Here is an 11,928-nt window from a genome sequence, read left to right as displayed (position 1 = left end):
ACAAAGATGGAAATTAGGAGAGAAATTAGATTGCACACATTGAGTCATGTGATGCACCATTGAAACAACGTTTCAAAATTGGGCGCTATATTAGCACAATTTTAAATAGACTTTGTGGCGTGTGAAATTTAAGCAAGAAACTGCTAAGCACTACGTTGTATAGGTCGAGAGCCCCACGGCATAAGTGGGCGCATACAGCCACTTTGGACATAATAATTTTCGGCATCTTGTGGCTTAGCACTTTTGCCAACAAAGGTGCCTGCTTGTAGCAAGAAAGTCTCTTGTTGTAAGACCTGATATAAATCACTATTGCTGATGTAGCCTGCAATGTCTAATTTAGGTTTTTGCAGTTTTAAAATGCGAAACAATTTGAGTTTTAAATCATCTAGGGTCGCAGGCTGTGGCTCTTGGCTAATTTGATGAATGATCGCATCAATATTGGATTTTACTCGGCACAGAAAAAAATAATCATAGATTCCACGATTCTTGCTCTGATCATGTTGGTTCGGCTTATAAATCGCTTTGTGCTGAAGTAGGTCTATTTCCCAGTCTTTGGCTTCTAAATACAACAGATTTCCAAAGTCTTTGGTGGTCTTAATTGAAATATGATGTTCATCATTCACAATAAAATCTGCACAGTCCCAAATACCCTTGCCACTACAGCTAAAATCAATATGTGACAGCTGTTGTACACGAGGGCGCTGCTGACAGTAATAGTAAAAAGCAACTTCGCCTAATTTGCCCCGATAGACATCACGAAAAACCATTAAGTCCGTACGAATTTCTGAACCGCCTGTGCGATAAGCACGATGTTGACCTTGTTTGCCAAAGGTCATTTTCCAACTAAATTCTAAAACTTGCTCTAAAGCTGAAGTAGGTAAAGGAATATTTAAAAGACCAAATTGCTTTGGATGTGTCACTTTAAAACTACTGCCGTGGAAGGTCAGTGCAACAGGTTTAAATCGAGTTTTCATTATTGATATGAAGCTTTTATTTTTATGATTATTGTTAATGCTAGCTAAACTATGAATTAAAATTAAAGCAAAAAATAATTTTTAAGATGAATGGAAAATCAATAAGTTAAATATATTTTGATTAATAAATTGAAAGGTTGACGAAATTTAGCGTGAATTAATAGGAGGTATAGGCTTTGTCGAAAAGACTGGGATTTCTTATATTTGTGAAGATCTGTTAAATAATTTTGGCGAATGGGGTCGGGCTAAATTGAATTGTAAAATTGAGCCATCTCTTAAAAGTGAAGCCTAAGTAAGGGGGGATTGGATTAGGGCTATTTAGAGAAGTATTGAAGGGCACTGAAAGCTGACACAATAGATGTGAAATACTCAGTCATGTTGATTGAGTTCTGTGGATAAATTGTTTAATTTGCAAAAGAAGAATAATAAACAATTTTTTGGGGGAGATTAGACAATGATGTTAGAAGAAATTTTTAAGGACAAAAAAGCAGAAAATAGTGACCAATTTAATTTGCGGATACATCGTGGACTCAGTTGGCTAAAAAAAGCACAGCAATTAGACCAAGAGTTGGACTTACAATTTATTGCTTTATGGGTCTCGTTCAATGCCATTTATGCACAAGATTTGCTGATAAGTCAGGACAAGCAAAGCTTAAGACAGTTTTTACATTTAATTTGCCAAAAAGACCAAGAAGATAAGATCTATAATATTTTATGGGAGAAATATAGCCAGCCCATTCGAGTGCTACTTGATAACCAATATATTTACCAAGGTTTTTGGGACTATCAAAATGAAAAGATTAGCTTAGAGGCCTGTAAAACTGGCTTGGCTGCGGAAAAGCAAAAAGTATTGAATGCTTTGGGGCATAAAGATTCGGTCGATATTTTAATGGTGCTGTTTAACCGCTTATATACTTTGCGTAATCAAATTGTCCATGGCGGGGCAACTTATAACAGTTCGGTGAATCGTTCACAATTAAAGGATGCTTGCCGTATTTTAGAGGTATTACTGCCTGTATTTATTTTAGTACTTTTGGAAAATGCACAAAGTTTAGATTTGGGAAAACCGTTTTATCCAGTGGTGCAAGTCAGCTAAGACAGACCTAGACTGGTGAGAGCATATAACCAAAGCGAGAGGCTATGCCCATGCTTTGGTTTCAGTGAAAACTTAGTGTGTTGTCGCTGGTTGCTTTTGCCCAAGTTGATCCATTAAGGCCATAAGCGATGCACCACATACTAATCCAAACCCTGTTAGGCAAGCCGCTGGCCAGCCACCATGGTGCCATGCATATACCCCTAAAGCCGATCCTCCCGCACCACCAATAAAGTACAGTGTCATATAAATAGAGTTAATGCGTGAGCGTGCATTCGGGTTAAGTTTAAAAATCACATTTTGGTTACAGCTGTGTACCATAGCTAAGCCAAGGTTAATGACTGCATAGCCTAAAGCGTAGCTCATTAGAGATTGGCCACCTAAATACAGCAGTCCCCAACTGATTGCCAATATGCCACAGCCCATCCAAGTGAGGACTAAATTATGTCCACGGTCGGCCCATTTTCCAATCCACTGAGTCGAGAGCGCGCCAAATACGCCCACCAGCGTTAAGATTCCCACCCACACATCAGGTAGTGAAAAAGGCGGTGCAGTGAGTAGCATGGCAATCGTGGAAAATAAAATACTCATCGAGGCAAAAGCACAGCCACCAATGAGGGAGCGGTAGACCAAGCGACGCTCTTGGCGCAGTAGCTGTGCCATAGATGCAAAAATTTGTGCATATCTAAGTGTACTGGTATTGACCATAGGCAATTGACGATTAAGTAGCACTGCAAGTACCAGCATGAGCACAGCGCTTACAACATAGATAATATTCCAATGCCATAAATTAGATAAAAGCCCAGCCAAACTGGTCGATAGTAAAATCCCCACCAATAAGCCACTCATTAGAAAGCCAACAGTTTCACCTGTTTTTTCAGGGCGTACCGCAAGGGTGACCAGTGGAATAAGAACTTGTGCCGCCACAGAAAATAAACCAGTAATAATGGTGCCAATCCATAGCATCGTTAAGCTATTCGAAAGTGCACAAATACTTAGACCTACTGCTGCGCCAAACATAAGTAAGGGAATAAATTTGCTTTTATTGACAATATCCCCCAAAGGTACAATAAACAGTAACCCTAAGGCATAAGACACTTGGGCAAAAGTGACCGTAAGCGCCACTTGTGATTGCGCTACTTGAAAGCTTTGTTGAATCGAGGCGATTAACGGTTGGCAATAATAATTGGCACCCGCACATAGACCACATGCAATTGCCATAAGCCAAAGTAGGGTTTTATTTTGGCTAATATCAACGTTGGGGTTCATAGATTTCCTTACGTGTGGTTAAGCGCAGTAGGCGGTGGCTTCAATTTCGATTTGCATGTCGGGAAGTGCCAAGCATGGTACGGGAATCAGTGTGCAGGCTGGCAATGCATGTGCTTGCCATAGTGCTTTTAGGTGCTGAATAATCAACTGATGTTTGAGTTGATCATATTGGCAGACCAAAATTCTTAACATCGCAATATCATATAGCGTGGCCTTTGCAGCCTCTAAAGCCAATTGCACATTATGCATGGCTTGCGCCAACTGTATTGTAAAGTCAGTTGCCAAAGTTTGGTCGCGCTGTTCGCCTCCTTGACCTGAAATATGCACAATACGATTCAACTGATGAATGTTGACTTGCGCAATGTGGCTATAAGCAAACGGAGTGGGATTATACAGCGTATCTGGGTTCATGAGGTGGATGACTGAGTGCAGGTTTTGTTGCATCGCAATTTCCTTAGCGCTTAAAGTCTTGCTAGTATCAAAGCTCAAGTTAACTTGAGGTCAAGAATAAATATGCAAGAATCTAAACAGCAATGGCTGAGTATTGGTCAGCTTGCTGAGCGTAGTGGTGTCAGCGTACCTACTGTTCGCTTTTATGAAGAAAAACAACTTATTTGGAGTACAAGAACCACAGGAAATCAACGTCGTTATCAACGTGCAATGTTACGCCGTATTGCAATTATTAAAATTGCTCAGCAAGTTGGAATTAGCCTACAACAGGTTTATGAAGCTTTTGAGGTTTTGCCAAAGCATCAAGTGGCATCTAAGGCAGATTGGCAACAGATGTCACAGCGTTGGCAACAGCAATTAGATGCGCAAATTATGTATTTATTACAGTTACGCCAGCAGTTGGATTCTTGCATCGGTTGTGGTTGCCTATCTTTACAACAATGTCCATTGCGTAACCCTGATGACCAACTATCCCAGCAATCGGCTGGCGCACATTTTCAGCACATCTTGATGCATTTAGAACGCTTTACTGAATCTGGGATTGATCATGATTCAACATCCTAATATGCATGGTGTTCGAGCACCGTCATGAGGCGAATGATTAATGTTATTTTTTGGATAGACTAATCATCAACACACCCACGATATTGAGCAAACAGCCCAGCCACTGTATAGAATTTAGGTGTTCATCTAAAAAGGCTACTGCCAATAAAATCGTTAAGATTGGACCTATGGATGCAATCATGGCGGAGTGGCCAGGACCTAATCGAACAATGCTTTGCATCATCAGTACCGTTGGGAGTACAGTCACAAATAGCCCAATGGCAATCCCATAGCCCCAGACTGCGGGTGGCAGATTTTGAATGAGTTGTATTGGTGCTGGTACCAATAAAACATAATGAATGAGCGTGCCTAAGCAGGTAATGCTTAACGCTAAGGCATTAAAATGCCATGAGCCAAATTTGGTTATCATTTTAGGGGTAAGCAGTAAATAAGAGGCAAAGGCCACGGCACTGGCAAAAACAAAGCTCGCGCCAATCCAAAAATTACCATCCTGCGGCGTATTACTTTGTTCTTGTAGCATGACGAGTACGGTACCACCGTAACTTAATAGGATCGCAAGGTAAGTTTTGGTGCTGAGTTTTTGCTTATAAATAACACTAGATGCTAGAACTGTCAGGGTAGGATATAAAAACAAAATAATTCGTTCCAGCGAAGCACTAATGTACATCAGACCCATGAAGTCTAACCAACTCGCAAGATAGTAGCCAAGTAAACCTGCAAGGATAAGCATGCCCCAATCACGAGCTGTTAGATATTGGTAAGAGCGACGGCTAAACCAACACATGATCAAGAAAAAGGGCAAAGCACTGCCCATGCGGAGTGCCATTAATACGGTGGCATCCACCAGAGGGGATAATGCATAAGCTTGCTTAATAAATATAGCTTTAGTGCTAAATAAAAAAGCGGCACAAATAGCACAAAGTGCGCCCATTTGACGTGGGGATAGACTGAGCGTAGGCATGGCGATGCAATGGCTGGGAGAGAAAAGAATATAAGATGATTATAAGAAAATTACAGACAAAGATTAAATGCAAAAAAATGAATGGGCACGATACCCAAATGGAATGCTTCATTTGGAATGGGCATAGCTCAGCACAGGAATTCTGAGTTGACGAATTGTGTGAAATATCAAATTTAATACGATGGCGGTAAAAAATGATTGTTTGGCCTTGAAATACATCAATTTTTTCATAACGCACCAATATTGTGCATAAAAGAGCCAAATTCGCCAAATTGTGAGGTGTTCATCATGGTGCAAAATGTCGCAGAAATTATTTTTTTAGCAAAAAATGCGATCTATAGACTTAAGGCGAATGCCATAAATGGCATAATTTAAGGGGAAATGCTGTCGATCACGCCAATTTAATCAAAGAATTTATGTGGGGTGATAATTGTACAAGTCTTTCAAAAACAGCTTAATTTATTTGAGTTTAAAAATCCTAAAATTTGTCAGCAAGGTCAACTGTTGTTTTTGGGATATTTAAAATAGGTTGCTATGTATGGCATTTAAAGGCTTTCACAACTAAAAATATAAATATCAAACGAATGTTTTTTTGTCATTTAGATCAATAAGCAATAAGTTGAGATTTAAATTAGCTTAATAAAACTTAAAAACAGCATTATTTTGTATAAAAAAGATTCATACCATTAAAAATAAAAATGAATAACTGCTTTATCGCATCATATTTTTTATGAATCACCAGTTCAAAATATGGGTATTTATTAACTAAATATTGGGTGGTAATTTAAAAAAGTTCCATTAGAATCCAAAAATTCAACAAAAGAACATCCTGAGGGGAAGCATCGTTTTTACGATGTTTACTTAAGAAAAATTAGCTTGAGGAACGCTCATGCAGATCGGAATTCCAGCCGAAACTGTTGTCGGTGAACATCGCGTCGCTGCGACGCCAGAGACAGTAAAGAAGTTGATCAGCGCTGGTCATAATGTCGTTATTGAACGTGGAGCAGGTGTAAACGCTGCTTATATCGATAGTGCTTATGAACAGGTTGGTGCCAAAATTACAGATGATGCCTATACCGGCAGTCAAATTATTTTGAAAGTACGTGCGCCGAAGGGTGACGAAATTCAAAAGCTTGCGCCAAATACCGCAGTCATTGCAATGTTTGACCCATACCGTAATCCGGAGTTGGACCAATTTGCTGCACAGCAAGTGTCTGCATTTGCGTTGGAGCTATTGCCACGTACTTTATCTCGTGCGCAAAACATGGACGTACTTTCATCTCAAGCCAACTTGTCAGGTTATAAATCTGTATTGTTAGCTGCTGCTGAATATCAACGTATGTTCCCTATGCTCATGACTGCAGCGGGTACAGTAAAACCAGCACGTGTAGTGATTATGGGTGTGGGTGTTGCCGGCTTGCAAGCGATTGCAACAGCAAAACGTTTAGGTGCAGTTGTAGAAGCAACAGATTTACGTCCAACGGCACGTGATCAAGTTGAATCACTTGGCGGTAAATGGTTAGACGTACCAATGTCACCAGAAGAACAGCAAAAAGCGGCAGATGCTGCGAAGAATGGTTATGGTTGGATGCCGGGTGAAGAATACATCCGTGATCAAGCGATTATTGTTGATAAAGCTGTATCAAATGCGGACATCGTGATTACGACTGCCTTATTACCAGGCCGTGATGCACCACGTTTAATCAAAGCAGAAACAGTTGCCAAAATGAAACCAGGCTCAATCATTTTAGATATGGCGGTTGAAACTGGCGGTAACGTTGAAGGTTCTGTGTGTGGTGAAAATGTGATGACTGCTAACGGTGTAAAAATCTTAGGCATTCCAAATATTCCTTCTACAGTTTCGACTGAAGCTTCGGCACTGTATGCACGCAACGTTTTGAATTTCTTAGACACATTATTTGATGCTGAGAAAAACTTCGCGATTAATCCAGAAGAAGAAATTCAAAAAGCCCTATTGGTCACTCACAGCGGTCAAGTGCTGTTGAAGCGCGGCTAAGGAGACTTGTCATGGTTGAAACGATTACGATTTTTGTCCTCGCTATCTTCGTAGGTTACTACGTTGTTTGGGGTGTAACGCCGGCTTTACATACGCCTTTAATGGCAGTAACCAATGCGTTGTCTTCAATTATTATTGTAGGTGCAATGCTACAAACCGTAGGTATTCCTGGGGTATTAGAAGCAAGCGTACAATTCCAAAGCGTGAACGTAGTGAGCGTATTGGGTGCAGTAGCAGTATTTTTGGCAAGTATTAACATTTTTGGTGGCTTCGCAGTAACTGCACGTATGCTCGAAATGTTTAAGCCAAAACAAAAGAAAAAAGAGGGCTAATCCATGGAATTCATTAAAGAATATGCGGATTGGTTCTACCTTGTTGGTGCGGTCCTTTTCATTCTCACTTTACGCGGTCTATCTGGCCCGAAAACTGCAATCGCAGGTAACCGCTACGGTATGATCGCTATGGCGATTGCCGTGATTACCACATTCTTTGTAGCAGATCATCCTGTAGTTTGGATGATTGGTGGCGCGATGGTTTTGGGTGCAGTCGTGGGTATTGCACGTGCACGTACAGTTCCAATGACGCAAATGCCTGAAACTGTTGCATTGATGCACTCATTGGTGGGTTTAGCTGCGGTATTGATTGCGATAGCAGCCATTTTGCATAACAACCAGTTAACTGCTTTATTTGCAGAAAACGAAGCGGCGTTAACAGCTGCTGGCGTACAGCATGCGCACATGAGCAGTGTTCATTTATTTGAATTGTTTGTGGGCTGTTTTGTAGGCGCGATTACCTTTACTGCATCTGTATTTGCTTATGGTAAATTGGCTGCCAAAAAATGGGCAAAAACCATTTCAGGCGGTTGGGTAAAACCAGTACAAGCATTGTTGTTTATTGCAATGTTGGCATGTGGTGTTTACTTCTTTACGACGGGTAACATGAATGCATTCTGGGCAATGACTGCACTTGCACTTGCGTTTGGTTGGGTATGGATTGCGCCAGTGGGTGGCGGTGACATGCCAGTGGTCGTTTCACTACTGAACTCTTTCTCAGGTTGGGCTGCAGCAGGTATTGGTTTCACACTTGAAAACAACATGCTGATTGTTGCGGGTTCACTTGTAGGTTCATCTGGTGCGATTCTGTCTTACATTATGTGTAAAGCTATGAACCGTTCAATCATCAACGTTTTGTTTGGTGGTGCAATGGGTGGTGCAGCAGTTGCATCTGCAGACAAAGGTGAGCAAGTTCAACGTAATTACCGTTCAGGTTCGGCAGACGATGCTGGTTTCTTAATGTCAAATGCGGACAGCGTTGTGATCGTACCAGGTTATGGTATGGCGCAAGGTCGTGCTCAAAACGCAGTGAAAGAATTGTGTGAAATCTTAAAAGAACAAGGTGTAACGGTTCGTTTTGCGATTCACCCAGTTGCGGGTCGTATGCCAGGTCACATGAACGTACTTTTAGCTGAAGCGGACGTTGCGTATGAAGACATCTTAGAGATGGACGAAATCAACTCAGACTTCCCAGCAACAGACGTTGTACTTGTGATTGGTGCGAATGACGTTGTAAACCCTGCAGCCAAAGATGATCCAACATCGCCAATTTACGGTATGCCAATTCTTGAAGCACATAAAGCACGTACGATCATGGTGATCAAACGTTCTATGGCAACAGGTTATGCAGGCCTAGATAATGACTTGTTCTATAACGACAAGACTATGATGATCTTTGGTGATGCGAAGAAAGTTGTAGAAGATATGACAAAAGCAATCAATGGTGGCGGTCATTAAGACTCAAACTTTTGATGAGAAACCGCCTTCGGGCGGTTTTTTATGGAAAATGAAAAAAGATAGCTATGCTGTAATGCGCAAAAATTGCTACATATTGAGAGATTATTCTCTAAAACTGGTCGCAAGCTGACAATTTTTTGTAGGCAAATGGGGGAGTGTTATAAGCAAAGCCTGATGATTGCTATGTTTTATATTGTTGGCATTTTTCTTGCAAAACTATAAGTAATAAGCAGTTTATAACCGTAGTGAAAGGCATGTTTATTGATTTGAGCAGGGGGACGCTATGAGTACAGAACGATTAAATATTGAGAACCGCAGATCTGCAATTGCCAGCAGCTTAGAGCCTTATATCAGTAGTGTAGCTTTAGAAGAAGCATTAAGTCTTTGGGAGCAACGTTATAGCAATCAGCCGGTATATGCATTGAATCATTTTTTAAATGATGTTTGTGAAACAGATGATTTGAAGCACTGCCGTCGCCACATTATGCGTCAAATGTTGCGGGCTTTGACCAGTTTAGAACAGCGTGAGTGGTAAATATTATAGGCAATAAAAAAGCGGTCTATTGACCGCTTTTTTATTGATAAAGATGTTATGCCACAGACTCAGGTGCTGTGCGCCATAAGCTTTCTAAATCATAGAATTTGCGTGCTGTAGGAAGCATAACATGAACAACGACAAAGCCGAGGTCAATCAAGATCCACTCTGCATCACGCTCGCCTTCAACACCAATCGGGCGGAAGCCAGCTTTACGTGCTTCTTCAGCAACGTTGTTTGCAAGGGATTTGAGATGACGTGTTGATGTACCGCATGCAATCACGATTGCATCTGCAACGTTGCTGATCGCGCTAACATCAATTTCGACGATTTCTTTCGCTTTTACATCTTCGAGAGCTTCACGTACCACTTCTAAGCAAGCTTGTACGTCTTTTTTTGAACTTAATGCAGGTTCTTGAAAGTTTGAAGCGCCGGGCGATGGTTCTAAATTCATGGAGGGTATGGTTTCCAGACAATTATTCATCATCTAATATAGCGGTTTTGGTGCTGAATTTCAAATCAGCACCTTGATCTCTTCAGTTTATTGATGAGAAGTATTTGTCTTTCCACGCAAAAGAATTTTGTGACAAATTTTGTGGGCGATATTCGGCAGCACTGAAACCTGTATATTGGCTGTGTTTGAGCCAATCAAAAATGACTGCATAATCAATGTTTCCTGTGTCAGGTTCATGTCGACCTGGATTGTCTGCAAATTGAATATGACCAATCGCATCGATATTTTCTTGTAGGCTTTCCAATAAATTTTCGCCCATCATGGCCATGTGGTAGCAGTCAAATTGCATTTTTAAGGCAGGGTGACGTACAGCCTCAAGCATTTCCTGTGCTTGAGCAATGTTTTGCACCAAAAAGCGGGGCATATCGGTGCCGTTGATCATTTCAAATACTGGTTGAATATCGTGATCACTGCACATGTGGCATGCCAGTTTTAAATTGGTCGCCAAGGTTTTTAAGCAGGGTAGTAAATCTGCATCTAGGGGTTGTTTACCCGCAAGGATATTAATGCTAGGTACTTGTAATGCTTTGGCATAGCGAATGGCTTTTTCTAAACCATGATGAAATTCAATTTCTTGACCTGGAATACCAGCAAGGCCATTGCCACCAGTCATCAAGTCACCTGCAGGCGCATTAATCAAACATAGGCTTAAGTCATGTATGGTGAGTTGGGTTTGAATTTGCTCAATACTTAGCTCATATGGAAATTGGATTTCAATATGATCGAAACCATGAGCACGTGCCAGCGCAAAGCGCTCAAGCAAGGGCACTTCGGTAAAAATCATGGACAGATTAACGGCCAATTTAATCATGGTTGGCACCCTCTGAAATTAAGCGAAAAATGATGACAGCACACAGTTAGTTAGATTTGACCTGTAAACGTATGGTAGATAAGTCTGCCTCGGCATAACCATTGGCTTGATGTTGTTGTAATTGATCAAGGGCTTGTATGGCAACAGGAATATGCAATTGATATGAAGCTGCCAGCTTTAAGGCATTGTTTAGGTCTTTAGATAAAGTTTGTACTTTCCATTGCACGGGTTCAAAGCTTTGGCTCGCCATACGAGGTGTGAGGATCTGAAAAGGTTTTGAGTCAGCAAACCCACCTGCCAAAGCAGGTGCGAGAAGTGTTGTGTCGACACCCGCGTGTTCGGCCAGTGCAACAGCTTCTGCAATGAGGGTGCTGTTGGCTGCGACGATGAGCTGATTACAAATTTTTGTGGCTTGGCCTGCGCCTGTTTCTCCCATGCGGGTAACACGCTGTGATAACACATTATAAATCAGTTCTAGGCGTTGAATGCTTGGTGCATCACCACCTGCAAAAATAACCAGAGTGCCAAGTTCGGCACCAGCTGTTCCACCAGAGACAGGGCAGTCAATCCAATTGACGCCTTGTTGCTGTGCTGCTTGAGCAAGTTGCTTTGTACATTCTACGGATAGACTTGAAAAATCTGCAATAATTTGCCCTTTGCTTAAGTGTGGTTGAATTAAGCTAAAGACATTTTGCACAGCATGATCATCGGCCAAACAGGTTAAAATGGCAGGATATTGGCCAAGTTGGCTCAAATCGAGTGCAGTTGCACCTTGTTCAATCAGGGCATCACAAGCACTCGGACTACGATTCCAAACTGCGACTGCAAAGCCAGCTTGCAAGAGACGAGTTGCCATACGGCTTCCCATGAGTCCCATGCCCAAAAATGCAATTTTAGTTTGAAGGTCGAAGTTCATGCGTGTTCCATTAGATGATCATACTGTTTTAAGC

At 41.4% G+C, this 11,928-nt stretch carries 13 protein-coding genes; 6 read left to right on the top strand and 7 right to left on the bottom strand.

What is annotated here, in order from left to right; genetic code table 11:
- Positions 1 to 143: 143 nt before the first annotated feature.
- Complete coding sequence (locus HYG93_RS12190; RefSeq protein ID WP_106984599.1) at positions 144 to 974, bottom strand: hypothetical protein; 831 nt, start codon at positions 972 to 974, stop codon at positions 144 to 146.
- Between the two features lie 454 nt (positions 975 to 1,428).
- Here HYG93_RS12190 and HYG93_RS12185 point away from each other — a divergent pair, with 454 nt between their 5' ends.
- Positions 1,429 to 2,070, top strand: a complete 642-nt coding sequence (locus HYG93_RS12185; RefSeq protein ID WP_106984600.1) for a HEPN domain-containing protein — start codon at positions 1,429 to 1,431, stop codon at positions 2,068 to 2,070.
- 72 nt (positions 2,071 to 2,142) lie between these two features.
- On the opposite strand, the gene HYG93_RS12180 is transcribed toward HYG93_RS12185, so the two are convergent.
- Positions 2,143 to 3,336, bottom strand: coding sequence for an MFS transporter (locus tag HYG93_RS12180; RefSeq protein ID WP_106984601.1), 1,194 nt, complete (start codon positions 3,334 to 3,336; stop codon positions 2,143 to 2,145).
- An 18-nt stretch (positions 3,337 to 3,354) separates the two neighbouring features.
- Entirely contained in the window at positions 3,355 to 3,780 is a 426-nt protein-coding gene (locus HYG93_RS12175) for a RidA family protein (RefSeq protein WP_106984602.1), read from the bottom strand.
- A gap of 69 nt (positions 3,781 to 3,849) precedes the next feature.
- Here HYG93_RS12175 and soxR point away from each other — a divergent pair, with 69 nt between their 5' ends.
- Positions 3,850 to 4,350, top strand: a complete 501-nt coding sequence (soxR, locus tag HYG93_RS12170) for a redox-sensitive transcriptional activator SoxR (protein ID WP_106984603.1) — start codon at positions 3,850 to 3,852, stop codon at positions 4,348 to 4,350.
- Between the two features lie 43 nt (positions 4,351 to 4,393).
- On the opposite strand, the gene HYG93_RS12165 is transcribed toward soxR, so the two are convergent.
- Positions 4,394 to 5,311, bottom strand: a complete 918-nt coding sequence (locus HYG93_RS12165) for a DMT family transporter (protein WP_178962516.1) — start codon at positions 5,309 to 5,311, stop codon at positions 4,394 to 4,396.
- Between the two features lie 889 nt (positions 5,312 to 6,200).
- On the opposite strand from HYG93_RS12165, the gene HYG93_RS12160 reads away from it, so the two are divergent.
- The 4 genes from HYG93_RS12160 to HYG93_RS12145 all read left to right on the top strand — a co-directional run bounded on the left by HYG93_RS12160 (position 6,201) and on the right by HYG93_RS12145 (position 9,653).
- Complete coding sequence (locus tag HYG93_RS12160; RefSeq protein WP_106984605.1) at positions 6,201 to 7,328, top strand: Re/Si-specific NAD(P)(+) transhydrogenase subunit alpha; 1,128 nt, start codon at positions 6,201 to 6,203, stop codon at positions 7,326 to 7,328.
- 11 nt (positions 7,329 to 7,339) lie between these two features.
- The gene (locus HYG93_RS12155) at positions 7,340 to 7,660 is read left to right on the top strand and encodes a proton-translocating transhydrogenase family protein (RefSeq protein ID WP_106984606.1); all 321 of its coding nucleotides are present in this window, start codon (positions 7,340 to 7,342) and stop codon (positions 7,658 to 7,660) included.
- 3 nt (positions 7,661 to 7,663) lie between these two features.
- Positions 7,664 to 9,118 carry an NAD(P)(+) transhydrogenase (Re/Si-specific) subunit beta gene (locus tag HYG93_RS12150; RefSeq protein WP_106984607.1) on the top strand — a complete coding sequence of 485 codons (1,455 nt, stop codon included), beginning with the start codon at positions 7,664 to 7,666 and terminating at the stop codon, positions 9,116 to 9,118.
- Positions 9,119 to 9,401: 283 nt separating this feature from the next.
- On the top strand, positions 9,402 to 9,653 hold the full coding sequence (locus tag HYG93_RS12145; protein WP_106984608.1) for a hypothetical protein: 252 nt from the start codon (positions 9,402 to 9,404) through the stop codon (positions 9,651 to 9,653).
- A gap of 55 nt (positions 9,654 to 9,708) precedes the next feature.
- Here the strand turns inward: HYG93_RS12145 and rsfS are convergent, their stop codons facing one another.
- The 3 genes from rsfS to HYG93_RS12130 all read right to left on the bottom strand — a co-directional run bounded on the left by rsfS (position 9,709) and on the right by HYG93_RS12130 (position 11,894).
- Complete coding sequence (rsfS, locus tag HYG93_RS12140; RefSeq protein ID WP_106984609.1) at positions 9,709 to 10,107, bottom strand: ribosome silencing factor; 399 nt, start codon at positions 10,105 to 10,107, stop codon at positions 9,709 to 9,711.
- An 82-nt stretch (positions 10,108 to 10,189) separates the two neighbouring features.
- Positions 10,190 to 10,978 carry a hydroxypyruvate isomerase family protein gene (locus HYG93_RS12135; RefSeq protein ID WP_106984610.1) on the bottom strand — a complete coding sequence of 263 codons (789 nt, stop codon included), beginning with the start codon at positions 10,976 to 10,978 and terminating at the stop codon, positions 10,190 to 10,192.
- Between the two features lie 46 nt (positions 10,979 to 11,024).
- Complete coding sequence (locus HYG93_RS12130) at positions 11,025 to 11,894, bottom strand: NAD(P)-dependent oxidoreductase (RefSeq protein ID WP_106984611.1); 870 nt, start codon at positions 11,892 to 11,894, stop codon at positions 11,025 to 11,027.
- Positions 11,895 to 11,928 lie beyond the last annotated feature (34 nt).

Origin of the sequence: Acinetobacter sp. SwsAc6 (assembly GCF_013391565.1) — a bacterium.
In the GTDB taxonomy this organism is placed as follows: Bacteria; Pseudomonadota; Gammaproteobacteria; order Pseudomonadales; family Moraxellaceae; genus Acinetobacter; species Acinetobacter cumulans.
Note: the sequence above shows the minus strand (reverse complement) of the source record. Positions and strands in the feature narration are given on the sequence as shown.